This is a genomic window from Hymenobacter wooponensis, from assembly GCF_004745865.1.
Lineage (GTDB): Bacteria > Bacteroidota > Bacteroidia > Cytophagales > Hymenobacteraceae > Hymenobacter > Hymenobacter wooponensis.
Genome location: NZ_SRKZ01000002.1, coordinates 710342 through 723620, shown reverse-complemented (window position 1 = coordinate 723620; position 13279 = coordinate 710342). Strand labels below are relative to the sequence as shown.

Below are 13279 nucleotides of genomic sequence, written 5' to 3'. Positions count from 1 at the left end.
AGCATGGCCCGTAACGCAGTTATTTCTACCGGCACCGGCTACTCGCCCAAAAACCTGCTGACGCTGTTCTGCGAGGCGGAACAGGCTACCACCCCGCACACAGGTGGGCGGGTAATGGCCCGCACCGTCGCCGGGGTGGTCGTAGCGGTACGATGCCGCCGGTGTGGCCTTGTTCAGGAGCACACTCTGTCCCGGCTCCCTGATGGCTTGCTGGTATACCGGGTCCGGATAACCGGAGAAGACGGACCCCACCTGCCTGATTCCATGCGGCCGCTGCCCTTCCTGGAGGAGTCATTTGAGGTGGTGGCTGCGTCGCTGCAGGACGCGCACGAGCGGGCTGAGTTTGCTTGCTCGCTTCGCTTTGCCGGCCACTTGGTATGTTACTATATCAACGGCGAAGAGCACTTGAACGAGCGGTTCTGATGTTGTCTTAGATAATGGCCGCCGGATGTGAATGGCTCAGACGAATCTCGGGAACATCATTTGACTGGCAGTAAGCGACAAATTCATCGAGCACCTGACGGGTACCAGCCTCATTCAGAAACGACGTTATTGGAAAGCTTTTGGTTATCAGCGTGCCGCTGCTATCAGCAGTTTTCAGCTGTGTGTATCCTACGGACGTTCTGGTTTCGGTAGGAGGAAAGTCTTTCCCGAATTCACCGTGCCAAGTATTCTTGCCAACCAAAAAGCGCAGCCGCGTTTCGGATTCCTCAACCGGTGCGAATGAACGAATATCCGTTTTTTCAGCACCTGAATGATCATAAAATCCTGTGTCGCTCTGCAGAATTACTGCCAGCCTGATCCTGTTACCATCAACAAGTTCTTCACCCAGGAAAAACTCGTAATGGTACATATTCAGCCAGTCCCAGGCCCAGTTGTCTAGGCTGCCCCGTCCATCCCGGGGCGTTACACTGCTGAACCAGCACCAACCGCCATGGTAGTTGCGGCCGAGCTGCTCAGCTATAAACTTTACGGTGTCCATCACCCGAGCCTGAAACAGGTACAGGAGCCGGTAGGCCTTGCGCACGTCAAGGGCCACTGCCACTAAATCTTCCTGGGTAAGCTCACTCATAAAATGCGGGTATCAGTTGGCACTGCACGCGCAGGGCCGGGGGTATGTAATTAGAATTGGGAGGATTTGCTCAGCAACGTCTGCAGTCCGTTGCCCTGCCTGAGCCTTGTCAACTCACTGCCAGGCATAGTCGCCAGCCAGTCGTTGGTGGCGTAACCGTGCAGGCCGAAAGCGGCTATCAGGTCCTTGAGCAAGTGAATGAGGTGTGGTGTATCAGGCGGTAGCTGCTGCTGGGCAGTGCGCAGAGCCCCCAGCAGAGTGCGCCACCGGCATTTGTACACTAATATCGTGCGACCTGGGAAGGTCAAACGTGTTGGCTGTTCATCGCCGTGGTCAATACCCCCAACGGCCAGCAGCAACACGTTTTTCTCACAGCCATACTCATTGAGGTACGCCTGTACTTGGTCACGCCACTGCTTAGGGTTTTGCTGCCCGTAGTCGTGACGCTTTGCCTCAATTATCAGATCAAATTCCGATGTGCGAACAAAAACGTCGGGCTCCACGCTGTACGTGTTGGCAGTGTGCGTAGCATCCCATCTTGGCCAGAACTCATAGCTGATAATTTCTGGCGGGGACTGGCAAGGTAATTCCAGGTTGTAGGCCCCTTTGCACAACACCTCCCACAACAGGCTTGCGGGCAGGTAGAACAAGTGCCCGAATACCGAGGAAGTAAGAGAATCCTCCGACGCGCCGAACAACGACCGCCAGTTCACGGCGTCCTGAAAGTTGCGGCCTGCCTTGTTGTTTCTTATAGCATGAAGCATTAGACCGGCGTAAGTGAGGCGGCAAATAGCATCGGGGCCCGCACTTGCACAAGTAAGGGCCCCGAATAGCTACACCTTAAAATGCGGCCGGTGCTTCCCCCTCGGCCCAGAGCGCCGCCGGACTCGCCGCCTTTATTAACTGCGGCCCACCGGCTCCGCCCATAGCCTGCCCGCGTCCACCTCCGGCCAGCACATTTTCTAACTCACCACCAGCGGCCCCCGCTCGAACTGTCCCCATCCACAGTCGGCGAAACCACCGGTGCCATCTTGGCCTACCTCACGCTGCAGGGCTTCGCCGTATGGCGCCAGAACACCAGCGGCATCTTTAAACAGAAAACCGGTAGCTACCGCTCCATCCCCTAGGACCGCCCCCACGTCCCCGACATCATTGGCTTCTGCAAGTGCGACGGCGTGTTTATCGGCGTCGAAGTCAAAGCCGGCCGCGAGCAGCTGCGCCCCGAGCAGAAGCAGTTTCTCGATGAACTAAAAGCCGCTGGTGGCTTGGCCTTCGTCGCCCACAGCTTCGCGCAGTTCCAGCAGTCGTTTGAACGCCGTAGTGGCTTTGCTCATCCTTAAAAATTCATGCTCACCGTAGAGTCGCCAATTTTTATTTCAAAAGGGTGAGAGTCGGGCACGTCGCCCCTATCCGTCCGGCGCTTCGGGTCAAAATATCGCAGGCACGAGTACGCGGCTCCAAGTGGATCATTAGGCTTATACTTTAAGCCCGTTGCAAGTGTAGCCACAAGTTGCATCCACGAGCCCCAAGCTGCTTTCTCACTCGGTTCGCCACTCGTGAAATGCGCCGTGTGCCGGTTCAGCACCATTAAGTAAAACCCTTTGTAGCTCCTACGCTCCTCACGTGTAAGCTGAAGTTGAAGAGCGCTAAAAATTTCCTCTGTCTTCAACCTTGTTGCCCAGGCATATACTTTCTCTACCCATTCGTTAGCCTTGCTGTAATAATTCGCCACAACGCTCGCACGTCGCCGCATAGAGTCACCGTAAGCGTCAGGCCATTTTAGCTGAATGAGCGCAAGGGTACAGGTTTTTCTGTCATACATAACAGCGTCTATATCCGTTGCGCCAAGCGGAGTGGTAATCCGCACCTCCCTATCAAGCTTAATAATATGCTCTTGTGGGAAAAGCTTAAACAGGTCGCTGCGAAATCTATCCTCCCTATTATTTACAGACCGGAAATAGTCTTTCTCAAAACGACGCTTTAACTCGTAGTTGAGCAGTTGAAACGGGTTGTCACAGCAACCCACAACCGACCTGAGCAGAAACCCGTCAGACATCCGAACAAACGGCGGCGGCGCTGCTGCTGTGAAACTGGTGTAGCCTTCGTAATTGGTTTTGTCTATTGTCAGACAACTCAGAATCTGGCTGGCCTGTTTCTCAGTGACATCAAGGTCTTTAACAAGCGCCTCAACGAAAGAGCAGTCAGGCCGCAGATAGGGCAGCAGATTAGCCAGCAGCACCTGTGGCTGTTTTTCAATCGCGGCAAGCGCGTAGTGCGTGTGCATTAGTGCAACGCCCATCAGGTGTTCAACTGCATCAACGTAAATTCGATAGGGCAGGCCACCAAATACGTCTTCTGGCCCAAAATTCTCATGCTCCTGCAACCGCAAGAGATGGTATTGGCCTTGCTTTTGGAAATAGTCAAAAACTTCTTCTGGCGCATCATAGGCCATAAACTGGGGGTACGGCAGTTGGACGGTCTGGCGTAGCAGCGGCTGTATACTTTCAAACGATGACGGCCGCTCTTTCTCCCGAGCCTTGATGACTTGCTCAAATAAGTTTGTAACGACAAGGCGCCTATACTCCCTCTCGAAACGTTCGACACCATAGTATTTGTGGTTGGGCTCAAGCTGCGCTTCGCGGCCGGTGATTTCAGCAATTTTCACCATGCCGTAATGCACGTAATCCAATAGCTGCTGACATAGACCAACTCGGCCTGACGCACCCAGGAGCATCTGCCCGTTCTCTATAAGCTCCTTGTAGGAGGGGAAAAGCATAGGCTGAGGCTCCATGTCAAAGAGCCCGTATGCCTCCTTGAAAAGCGGCTGCCATCCGAATTTGTATAAGCTTGCTATTGACGGACTAATCTCCGCATCGTGTTGGGATATAATGTACTGAACGTCCAAACTTCTAATTAGTCCCAGCAATGCCACGAAAGGCGGGTTAGCCCTGATATGTCTACCCACAGCGGCCATTTCTGCCTCAATCTCCTCACGCAGAAAATCCAATCTTTCTCTTTGTGAACTCATACAGTTGGCGGGATTTTGCTATTGCTAACACGTTATAATCAGCACCGGCCCGCACAAAACCGCGTCCTCGTCGCCTGAGTCAGATTCCACCCCCGACACCTTAGCTACTGCTGCCATTGCAGACTCATTTATTGGCTCCTCGCAGTCGAACACCGAGTAAGCCACATACCCCGGCCCGCTGACTAGCACATCCACCAAGTTGCGGGCGCAGCCCATGAGCATCGGCACCTGCTCGGGTAACGCCGCAAACCCGGTAGCTGGATCGGGCAGGCTCAGCCCTTCGGCGAAAACAGGCTGCGGATTCCGGTGGGGCAGATAAAGCGTGGCATGCATAGCAAAACGTCGTGTATAGGTAAGCGAAGTTCGACAATAGCTCGCAACTAAGCTGCCCAAGGTCTAAAGGGTAATGGCATCCGTGTAAATTGCCCATATATTCAGCCTTCACACCCTAATGCTTTGCTTTTCGCACAAATAGATACCCTTGGCGCCTATCCTCCAGCGCAATCTACTTCGGGCTTCCCGGTAGTATTAGCCATTCTAATCGTTTCTACGCTCGTGCTGCTGGCTTACTGGATTTTCCGGCCCAAGTCGACCCAGCACCACACGCTGCCGCCTCCGTCACTTCCCATTCCGCCTTCCCCAAGTACTCCACCTCTTCAGAATAGGTCTCAGCCTGCGCCTGCAATTCCGAGGGTTGCTTCGTCAACGCTCACGCCAAAGCCAGTTCCGGTCACCCAGAGTCAGCCAACGGCCGCTGCTCCACCGCCGCCTGCTCATTCTAAACCAATCCCCGCCACTCCGCCTCTAACTTCTGCTGCTGAGCCCCCAGCTCGACGGGCAGAGCCTGTCCGGCCCACTCCACCACCGGCTACGCCCCGGCCTGCGCCTCAGCGCCCGGCTGCCGAGCAGGTACCGGTGCCTGGCGAAATTAAATACATTGGCTACGAGCCGCTACCCGCCCGCAGCAATAGCCGCTACCCTTATCTGCGCTGGCCAGCCGCTGGCAAGCGCGTACCTGTCAAGTTTCCCCGCGCTGGTCGCTCGGCCAACCGCGGCTACTGCGAAGCAGCTTTTGTTGAGCATTTGCGCCGCTTCTTTCCTAAGTCCGGCCCGGTTCGGGTGCTTGACAACCACCATCTGCCCACCGCCAACGCTTCCCGTCCCTACGAGCCGGATGTAGCTCTGCTACACGAGCGCAACGGCCTCAACCTCTTTCTCAATGTCGAGATTGACGAGCCTTATGACGGGGCCAACCGCCTGCCCACCCATTGCCAGGGTGACGACGACAGCCGCGACAACTTTTTTACGAGCCGCGGGTGGGTCGTGCTGCGCTTTGCCGAAATTCAGGTTCATCAGCAGCCGGAAGCCTGTTGTGCCGTTATTGCCCACCTCATTGCCCGGCTCGACCCTACCTACCAGATTCCTGAAACCCTGTTATCTGTCGGTACGCCCGCAGGCGTGGCGGTCTGGGATGTGGTGCAGGCGCAGAAGTGGGCTAAAGCCCGCTACCGTGAGCAGTACTTGGGAATCATTGACTTCGGTAGATATGAAAGCAGTGGTGTCGGCCCCGCCGCCGAGCCTCTACCCATTGAGGCGGAGATTGAAAAACTGGTAGCTCAAGCAACCCCTCTGCCTCCGCCGCCCAAGCCTGGTACGCTGCAGAAAGCTAATCCTGACCCACGCCGTAGCGCCTTAAGCTTCGATGCTGACGCCCACCAGTATTACATCAACGGACAGCCCGCAGTAGCTGTCAGTACTTTGGTAAGCCGCTTTTTCCCAGAGTTTGACACTGAATATTGGTCAGCCTATAAAGCGGCTCAACGCGGCTGCACACCCGAAGAGGTGGCCCAGGAATGGGCTGACAAAGCTGCTGCCTCGTCGCGTGCCGGCACCGCTCTGCATCAGCAGATCGAAGATTTTTACAATCAGGGTACCCCCGCTACCGGCTCTGAGTTTGCTCATTTCCTGAGCTTTCACAGAGCTTTTTCCCACCTCGTACCTCACCGCACTGAATGGCAGGTGTACAGTGAGGAATTGATGCTGGCGGGTACTCTCGATTTTGTGGCCCGCAATACCGACGGAACCGTTTCTATCTATGACTGGAAGCGCAGCCATAAAGTGGTAGATGCTGCCGGCCAGGTGCAGCTAAACCGCTACCAGACTGCCGAGGGGCCGCTTGGCGACCTGCCCGACTGCTCGTTCAGCCACTATACCCTGCAACAGAATATGTATAAGTGGCTGCTTGAAACCAATTACGGCTGCCGCGTCCGTGATATGCACTTGGTAGTGCTACATCCTGACTATGACCGCTACCACCTCGTACCCGTGCCCGAGCGCCCTGCCCATGTTGCCCGTATGCTCGATGTTGTGCGAGCCAAACGATAAAGCTGTAATCCTGCTTCGCTATGCCAGCCTCCAATTCCCCGCTTATAGACTTGGTTGAACAGCTTCGCCGGTTCCATGATGCCGAGCACGAGGCCCAGCAGCGTGAAATACGCCAGACCTGGGCGCTGCCGCTGGCGGCGCGGGTGCGCAAAGGCAGCGCCATTGCTAATGTGAGGATTCCGGGCACCGTACCAAGTGAGGAAACACGCGAGAGCATTCGCCAGCGGCTTACTAACGCGGGCATTGAGCCGAGCGAGGAAAAGATTCTCAACAACTTTCGTTCCTATGCGTCGCTCTCGACTACTGTCACTATAGAAGCACCCGTCAATAGGTCAAATTTCAGGGCAGGCTCCTATGTCCTCTTGCACCGCGGGGACCCATTCAATGAGCGTGAATCTTACCCATTAGTGCTCATGCAAGACGCCGGCCAACGGCTAACGCTGGAAGCCGAGTTTGGCAAAAATCCTCGTGCCCGCGGCCTCTCTGACGGCTGGGTCTTGGATGCTCATCAGCCTGACTTACGGTGGATATTGCATAAAGCTCTCGACCAACTTCTGGCGAGCCAGCCCGATGCTATTAATGATGTGCTCATTGACCATCAGCTACCGGCCTTCGACGCTGACCGCCTCACCCAAGCCGAGGCTTTATCTGCTACGTTAGGTTTCAACGCCCGGCAGCGCGAGGCATTTATCAACGCTTACGCCGCCCGTAACTATTACCTGATTCAGGGGCCACCCGGCACAGGTAAAACGTGGGTCTTGGCACATCTCGCCACAGCCTTCGCCCGGCAAGGTTTGCGCGTGCTTATTACGTCATCTAACCACCGCGGCATAAACAATGCCCTGCGCAAGATTCATGAAGTAACCAGCTACCCACACCTACTCAAAGTCGGTAAGCAGGCCGACGCCGACGGTTTAGGGGAAGTTGCTAACCATGAAAATGGGCCAGCGCTTGAAGCTGTGGACGGGAACGGCTTTATCGTCGGTGCTACCTGTTTTGCTCTCTATACCCGGCGCTTAGGAGGAACAAAATTTGATGTGGTAATAGCCGACGAGGCCAGCCAGTTAACGCTGCTGCAAGCCGCCGCCGCCATGCTTGCCGGTCGCAAATACATTTTCATTGGTGACCACCAGCAAATGCCGCCCATTATTACGGCGTCCCATTCCGACCCAGCCCTGCACCGCTCCGTATTCGAGCACTTGTTTACCCGCGCACCCGGCACTCGCCTGAACGTCACTTACCGACTCAATGCGAGCCTAGCTGAATTTGCATCGTCTTACTTCTACGAAAACGACTTTACTTCCCACGAGTCCGCTGCTACCCGCACCCTTCACATACCCTCGACACCCACACAGTACGCTGATATTCTTGACCCCGCCCAACCCAGCGTTTTCGTAGATCTGCGCCACAGCAACTCCAAAACATATGAGCGCAGCGAAGCCCACTATGTTGCCGAACTGGTGTCTGAACTGCTGGCTAGCGGCGTCTCTGCCAACGAAATAGCTGTTGTTATTCCCTATCGTGCTCAGGGGCGTGCCATCCGCCGCCGCCTCTACAAACGTTGCCCTGACCGCTCGCCCGAAGAGTTAGCTCAGGTCACCATCGATACCGTGGAGCGAATGCAGGGCCAGGAACGTGACGTGATAATACTGTCACTCACGTCCGGCCGCTTTGATTCTGCTTTGCAGCGAGCCAGCTTTTACTTTATGCCTAACCGCCTCAATGTGGCAATTACCCGCGCCCGCGTCAAGCGTATCATTGTCGGTAGCTCCCGCCTCACCCGCGCCCGCTTCGATGTGCCTGAGCTACAGCAATGGGTAGACTGTTTCCGTGACTTTCTCAACTCCTGTCACCGCATTACCCGCTTGGAACCGTTAAAAAAGACTCGTCCAGCCACTACTTCCAATAGCAAAGCTGCTGGATGATAAGACCACACATCGGCTTAACCCAAAAAAAGGCCGCTCCGACATCGGAGTGGCCTTTTTAGTCCAAGTACCTCTTGCACAGTTTGCCTTAAACCTCAAAATGCGGCCGGTCCTTCCACCCTGGCCAGTCCCCGCCCCAGCGCACCGCCGGACCCGCCGCCTTCATCAGCTGCGCGAACCGCCGCAGCAGCTCCGCCGACCAGCTCACCTGCCCGCCGGCCAGCAGAAAGGCCACGTCCAGGGCCCGCGCCGGTACCAGGTTGTGCTTCGACTCTCCGCCGCGCTTGTAAGTCACGATGGGGCCCGGCGCCGTGCGGCCCTGCGCGTACAGCCGCTCCTGCTCCGCCGCGCTCCGGTAGCCCTCCGTCACAATGGGCCGCCCCAGGCGGGCCAGCTCCGGCTGCGCCTGCCAAGCATCCAGGGCCCACCCGAAGGCCGCCCGCAGCTCCTCGCGCACGCCGGCCAGACGTGCTGCCTGCCGCGCCTGCTGGGCCTTAGTCAGCGTCACCACGCCGGGTAGGGTCAGCCGGTGGAACTTCGGCCGGCAGGGCCTCCGCCGGAATCTTCACGACCGCCTCCGGTTTCTGCAGGACCTTGCGCACCGTGGCCCAGATGGTCACGATGGCCACCAGCGCCTGAATCACCAGATGCCCGTACTGCTCAATCTTGTCGGGGTCCGGCGGCACCAGCTCGTTGCTGGCTACCTGGCCCAGAAGTGCGGTTGCCATAATATGCGCCATATGGCCGGCTTTTGTGCTGCTGAACATGATGTTGGATGGTTTGATGTTTGTATTTATTTGCAACAAAGCTACGTCAGCCGCCACCCAACCTGCTGTAGCAGTTGCAGTTGGTTGCGTATGGTATTTTTCTGGGTAGCCCCTTCGGGTCGGGCTGTCCGCCACTCCGCTTCGCTGCGGCCCTGCGGGCAGCCTCCTTCGTCGGCTTGGCTACCATCCCTGCTGCATCCTTCCGATTCTGTTGCTACCCGGCGACGCCCTCAGACGCTCTGCCCCCGCACCCGCGGCCGGGCCGCCCTGTCTGCCCCGCACAGCCACCCCGCCAGGGCCACCCGTCCGCTCCCCCTGATAAGGCCGCAGCCCGCCCCTGAAACGGGGCCGGCTGCCAGGTAAAGCGCGTTCAGGCCACGCAGGCCAAATAAAGCGGTGTGCTGCGCACCGGTTAGTTTAACCGGGGGCCTCCCCGGACCCCTCGCCACCGCGCCGGCACCCGCCGGCTCCATTCCGCTCTGCTGCATTCCGACCGGCCGGTGCCTCTTGCCGCCATCCATGCCCACCGGCCCTGAAAACGGGCCGCCGGTCATCCTAGCCACCACGCGGGGCCAGCCGCTGGTCCGGCTCCGCTGCTCTGCGCCTCCCCGTCGGCCCGCCCCTAAGCCCCCGCCCATAGGAGCGTTGCACGCAGCCTCAGTGGGGGAAGACCCCCACACCCCCTGAGCTTTTAAGGGCAGGCAGGTGGGCCCGGCAGCCCCTCTGTGCGCTGGTGGCCCGGCTCAGGCGTCCAGGGGCAGCAGCTCCACCGCGCGGCCCAGGCGGCGGGCGGCGCGCAGGGCGCTCAGCGTGCCCTTGCTGCGGCCGTCCCACACCACCAGCACCAAGTCGGCGCGGCGCACTATTTCGGCGTTGCGCACGTGGGGCGCAGCCGTGGGGCCGTGGGCGGCATAATCCGGCCGCAGCTCTGTCAGCGGCACCCCGTGGGCGCGGGCCCAGGCAGCGGCCAGCTGGTCCACGCCGGCCGCTCCGCCGCTTACCACTTCGGCCGGCGCCAGTTCGGCCAGCCGTGCCAGCAGGGCCGTGCAGCTTCGTACGCTTCGGCTGCCTACTACTGCTATTATTTTGTGTTTTACCATGATATAAGATATTGAAATTTACTTGTATTTCAAGGGGTTATTGCCAAAAAATACTTGTATCATATTGCATGTTATTCCAATTATTATTGTATATTTATACAAGTAAGTCGGGAAAGGCCCGGCTGCCTGCCTTGCCCGGAGGCCTACGGCGCGGGGCACCCCACGGCTAACACCTACAGCCCATGCTCACCGCTTTGCAGTTTTCGCAGCTCGTTACTGCTGCTTGGTCCGGTCCGGCCGCCGCCCATTTCGCCACCATCAGCCACTATGTAGCCCCAGAGGGCTACACCCGCACGCAGTACACGGCCTCGTACCACGTCGGCCGCGCCTGCCACCTGGGGCAGGCCGAGTGCCCCTTCCAGGCCATTGCCGCCGCCGTGCAGGCGTTTGCGGCTGCCCAGCACGCCCCTAGTTTGCTGGGCGCGCTGGCCGTGGTCCACGCCGCCCAAGCCTTGGCTGCCGCTGCCCAGGCGCTGGCCGGTGGCCCCTTCCGCCGCCCTGGCTTCGCCTTCCGCTGCCTCCGCCACCGTTGCGCCCGCCTGCGCTATGCATAGCGCCCTGCTATCCGCGCCGGCCGCTCCCGTATCGGGGGCGGCCCCGGTGCCCACCGTACGCCAGCAGCTGGCCCGCACGCAGTCGGTGATGTTCGATGCCCGGCACGCCCTGTACGCCTTGCGCGAGGAGTACCCCCGCCAGCCGGCCCGCTTCGCCCGCATCCGCGCCGCCATCCTACGCCTGCGCGAGGCCCGCGCCGCCTACAAGGCTGCCTGCGAAGCCTTCCACGCCAGTCCGGAAGGCGAGCAGCTCCACCGCCTGCGCCGGCAGTATGCCCGCTGGTAGCACCCCGCAGGCGGGCCGGTGGCACCCGGCCTGCCTGTACGCCGGCAACAAGGGCTGGGCCGTGGTGCGCGATGTGGCCCTGCCCGGCACCCGGCCCGGCGGCCCCGGCCACTACCAGCAGGAGGCCGCCCCCGGCGCCTACGCCACCCACGAGCAGGCCCAGGCTGCGGCCGATGCGCTGAACGCGCCGCCCGTGCTGCGCCTGCGCCCGGCCGACCGCTACGGCGAGTTGCCCACGCCGGCCGACGACTACCACCCCCACCCCTGGGACCTGAAATAATCAACCACCGGCCCGCGCCAGCTCGCCGCGGCGCGGGCCTCAATACCCCCACGATGTCAACAGTGAAAGAACATGCCGCAGTCTTTGAGGCCGCAGTAGGCCGGGCTGCCTCGGCGCTGGGCTTTGCCAGCCCGTCCGAATACATCCACGAGCGGAGCAGCAACGCCCGAGGCGTCCGGTTCCTGGCCGTGGAAGTTCTGGCTGAATTGCGTGCCGCCGGGTGGCGGCTTACGTGGGTGGATGCCGAAGACGAATAACCCTGATTCCCATGCCCGCAACCGCTACGACTTACCAGCCCCATTTGCTCGACCCGCACAGCGCCGAGCCCCAGCCCATCCACCCGCGCAACGGCCGCAGCTTCCGGCTGGCCGAGCTGTACGAGCTGCTGCAGTGCCAGCGCGTGGACGTGGTGCGCCTCACCGACGAGCTGATTCTCATCATCGACGACGAAGGCAAATTCCGCAACCCGGCTTACCTGAATCTGCTGGCTACCTATCTGTGGTACCAGTACCAGCCCGCGGCCCGCGGCCAGGACAGCATTGTGGGCCGCGTGATTCTGTGCCACGACAAGCAGTTCCGCTAGGCCCATGCAAGCGCCCACCTTCCGCGCCTGGGTGCGGCCCTGCCCGCGCTTCGGCTTTGTCTGGCAAGCCCGCCAGCCTTTTTACCCCACCACCGCCAACGGCGACCGGCCCACCCGGGCCGCCGCCATGCGCGAAGCCATCCGGGACTGCCGCCACTTCCAGACCTGCCACGAACACCCCAGCCCCCGCAAGGGCTGACCGCACACGGCTACCGGGGGCCGGGCCGACAACCGGCCCCCATTTCATTTCTCATTCCTTCTTCCATGAAAACCAAGCAAACCACTACCGCCCCCGCCGCACCCATCATCCACGCCGCCGAGCTGGCCCCGGCCGTTACGCCCAGCCGGGCCTACCTCACAGCCGCCGTGGACGAGGCCAGCGGCGAAGTCACGGAAACCAGCCGCTTCCGCTACCTGCCCGGCCACCCACGCCAAATCCGCTTCGACGCCAAGGCCGGTCAGTTCAACATCAACGGCACCACGCCCTTGGGTCCGGCCATCAGCTTTATCCCGCTGGCCTGGCGCGTGTTCCACGACAATATCCTGAACATGGGCCGCAAGCTCTGGGCTGAGCTGTTCTATGCCGACGAGAAGGGCGCCATCTGCGCCGTGCTGTTCCACGGCTACAGCGTCGAAAACCTGTACCGCCTCATCGAGCCGCTGTTCTACGACGACCTGACCCTGGCCGACGTGGTAGTAAAAGTGCAGGCCGAGAAAAAGGAAACCGTCAAGGACGGCAAGAAGGCCACTTACTTCATTGCGCAGTTCAGCTACGAAGTCGCCGACCCGGCCGAGGTGCAGGCCCGCCAGGAGTTTGCCCGCGACTTTCCCATCTGGCGCCAGGAAACCTACACCGGCGTCGCCGACGCGCGCATCCAGCACGGCTACACCGTGCCCACAGAGGCAGAGGCCGCCACAGAAGAAGTAGAGGAAACCCAGCAGGCCGCCTGATGCCCCGGCCCCCGCTTCCCCGGAGGCGGGGGCCCGAGCCGGCTACCATTCCCGCGCCATGCCTCAGCTGCATACCACCCTCATGCTGCCCCAGCTCCGCATTGAGCAAGCCCCGCTCGATGCCACGGAGGCCGATCTGCTGGCCCGGCTCGGCCAGCTTATAGAGGCCACCGACCCCATGCCCGATGTGCGCGCCCTGGCACCGGCCATCCGTGCGCTTTTCCCGGCCCCGGCTTACCAGGTAGGCTGTGGTGGCGCCCACATCTGGCTACACCGCACCGACGACCCGAACCGCTTGGCTCTCATCTGTGAGGACCGATAATCCCCCAGCGAAGAACATAACCAAGT

21 protein-coding genes are annotated in these 13279 nt (G+C 59.9%); 13 read left to right on the top strand and 8 right to left on the bottom strand.

Going from position 1 to position 13279, the window contains the following annotated elements:
• Positions 1-3: 3 nt before the first annotated feature.
• On the top strand, positions 4-423 hold the full coding sequence (locus tag EU557_RS09285; protein WP_135530100.1) for a hypothetical protein: 420 nt from the start codon (positions 4-6) through the stop codon (positions 421-423).
• A 7-nt stretch (positions 424-430) separates the two neighbouring features.
• On the opposite strand, the gene EU557_RS09280 is transcribed toward EU557_RS09285, so the two are convergent.
• The 3 genes from EU557_RS09280 to EU557_RS25440 form a co-directional block, all read right to left on the bottom strand.
• On the bottom strand, positions 431-1072 hold the full coding sequence (locus tag EU557_RS09280) for a hypothetical protein (protein ID WP_135530099.1): 642 nt from the start codon (positions 1070-1072) through the stop codon (positions 431-433).
• A gap of 50 nt (positions 1073-1122) precedes the next feature.
• Positions 1123-1836 (bottom strand): hypothetical protein, encoded by a 714-nt coding sequence (locus EU557_RS09275; RefSeq protein WP_135530098.1) that lies wholly within the window; start codon positions 1834-1836, stop codon positions 1123-1125.
• Positions 1837-2034: 198 nt separating this feature from the next.
• Positions 2035-2211 (bottom strand): hypothetical protein, encoded by a 177-nt coding sequence (locus EU557_RS25440; RefSeq protein WP_167855140.1) that lies wholly within the window; start codon positions 2209-2211, stop codon positions 2035-2037.
• 9 nt (positions 2212-2220) lie between these two features.
• Between EU557_RS25440 and EU557_RS09270 the strand changes: the two genes are divergently transcribed.
• Positions 2221-2412, top strand: a complete 192-nt coding sequence (locus tag EU557_RS09270; RefSeq protein WP_135530097.1) for a VRR-NUC domain-containing protein — start codon at positions 2221-2223, stop codon at positions 2410-2412.
• Here EU557_RS09270 and EU557_RS09265 read toward each other — a convergent pair.
• On the bottom strand, positions 2409-3848 hold the full coding sequence (locus tag EU557_RS09265; RefSeq protein ID WP_135530096.1) for a hypothetical protein: 1440 nt from the start codon (positions 3846-3848) through the stop codon (positions 2409-2411). The genes EU557_RS09270 and EU557_RS09265 overlap by 4 nt on opposite strands.
• Before the next feature lie 276 nt (positions 3849-4124).
• Positions 4125-4433 (bottom strand): hypothetical protein, encoded by a 309-nt coding sequence (locus tag EU557_RS09260; RefSeq protein ID WP_135530095.1) that lies wholly within the window; start codon positions 4431-4433, stop codon positions 4125-4127.
• Positions 4434-5015: 582 nt separating this feature from the next.
• Between EU557_RS09260 and EU557_RS09255 the strand changes: the two genes are divergently transcribed.
• Positions 5016-6485: a PDDEXK family nuclease gene (locus EU557_RS09255; protein WP_135530094.1), complete on the top strand. Its 1470-nt coding sequence runs from the start codon at positions 5016-5018 to the stop codon at positions 6483-6485.
• Positions 6486-6505: 20 nt separating this feature from the next.
• On the top strand, positions 6506-8410 hold the full coding sequence (locus tag EU557_RS09250; protein WP_135530093.1) for a DEAD/DEAH box helicase: 1905 nt from the start codon (positions 6506-6508) through the stop codon (positions 8408-8410).
• A gap of 88 nt (positions 8411-8498) precedes the next feature.
• Here EU557_RS09250 and EU557_RS09245 read toward each other — a convergent pair whose 3' ends face one another.
• On the bottom strand, positions 8499-8918 hold the full coding sequence (locus tag EU557_RS09245) for a M15 family metallopeptidase (protein WP_245326217.1): 420 nt from the start codon (positions 8916-8918) through the stop codon (positions 8499-8501).
• Positions 8905-9138: a hypothetical protein gene (locus tag EU557_RS09240; protein ID WP_135530092.1), complete on the bottom strand. Its 234-nt coding sequence runs from the start codon at positions 9136-9138 to the stop codon at positions 8905-8907. The genes EU557_RS09245 and EU557_RS09240 overlap by 14 nt, the downstream gene beginning before the upstream one ends.
• Positions 9139-9696: 558 nt before the next feature.
• On the opposite strand from EU557_RS09240, the gene EU557_RS25435 reads away from it, so the two are divergent.
• Positions 9697-9864: a hypothetical protein gene (locus EU557_RS25435; RefSeq protein WP_167855139.1), complete on the top strand. Its 168-nt coding sequence runs from the start codon at positions 9697-9699 to the stop codon at positions 9862-9864.
• Positions 9865-9920: 56 nt separating this feature from the next.
• Here EU557_RS25435 and EU557_RS09235 read toward each other — a convergent pair whose 3' ends face one another.
• The gene (locus tag EU557_RS09235; protein WP_135530091.1) at positions 9921-10277 is read right to left on the bottom strand and encodes an SLOG family protein; all 357 of its coding nucleotides are present in this window, start codon (positions 10275-10277) and stop codon (positions 9921-9923) included.
• 182 nt (positions 10278-10459) lie between these two features.
• Here EU557_RS09235 and EU557_RS09230 point away from each other — a divergent pair, with 182 nt between their 5' ends.
• From EU557_RS09230 to EU557_RS09195, 8 genes are all read left to right on the top strand, one after another.
• Positions 10460-10831, top strand: a complete 372-nt coding sequence (locus EU557_RS09230; protein WP_135530090.1) for a hypothetical protein — start codon at positions 10460-10462, stop codon at positions 10829-10831.
• The gene (locus EU557_RS09225; RefSeq protein ID WP_135530089.1) at positions 10824-11117 is read left to right on the top strand and encodes a hypothetical protein; all 294 of its coding nucleotides are present in this window, start codon (positions 10824-10826) and stop codon (positions 11115-11117) included. Before EU557_RS09230 ends, EU557_RS09225 begins: the two co-directional genes overlap by 8 nt.
• The gene (locus EU557_RS09220; protein ID WP_135530088.1) at positions 11104-11397 is read left to right on the top strand and encodes a hypothetical protein; all 294 of its coding nucleotides are present in this window, start codon (positions 11104-11106) and stop codon (positions 11395-11397) included. The genes EU557_RS09225 and EU557_RS09220 overlap by 14 nt, the downstream gene beginning before the upstream one ends.
• 53 nt (positions 11398-11450) lie before the next feature.
• Positions 11451-11654 carry a hypothetical protein gene (locus EU557_RS09215; protein ID WP_135530087.1) on the top strand — a complete coding sequence of 68 codons (204 nt, stop codon included), beginning with the start codon at positions 11451-11453 and terminating at the stop codon, positions 11652-11654.
• Positions 11655-11665: 11 nt separating this feature from the next.
• A complete protein-coding gene (locus EU557_RS09210; protein ID WP_135530086.1) occupies positions 11666-11980 on the top strand; it encodes a DUF3846 domain-containing protein in 315 nt (104 codons plus the stop codon).
• Between the two features lie 4 nt (positions 11981-11984).
• Positions 11985-12179: a hypothetical protein gene (locus tag EU557_RS09205; RefSeq protein ID WP_135530085.1), complete on the top strand. Its 195-nt coding sequence runs from the start codon at positions 11985-11987 to the stop codon at positions 12177-12179.
• Between the two features lie 65 nt (positions 12180-12244).
• Complete coding sequence (locus EU557_RS09200) at positions 12245-12931, top strand: hypothetical protein (RefSeq protein ID WP_135530084.1); 687 nt, start codon at positions 12245-12247, stop codon at positions 12929-12931.
• A 58-nt stretch (positions 12932-12989) separates the two neighbouring features.
• A complete protein-coding gene (locus tag EU557_RS09195; RefSeq protein WP_245326216.1) occupies positions 12990-13253 on the top strand; it encodes a hypothetical protein in 264 nt (87 codons plus the stop codon).
• The last annotated feature ends 26 nt before the right edge of the window (positions 13254-13279 follow it).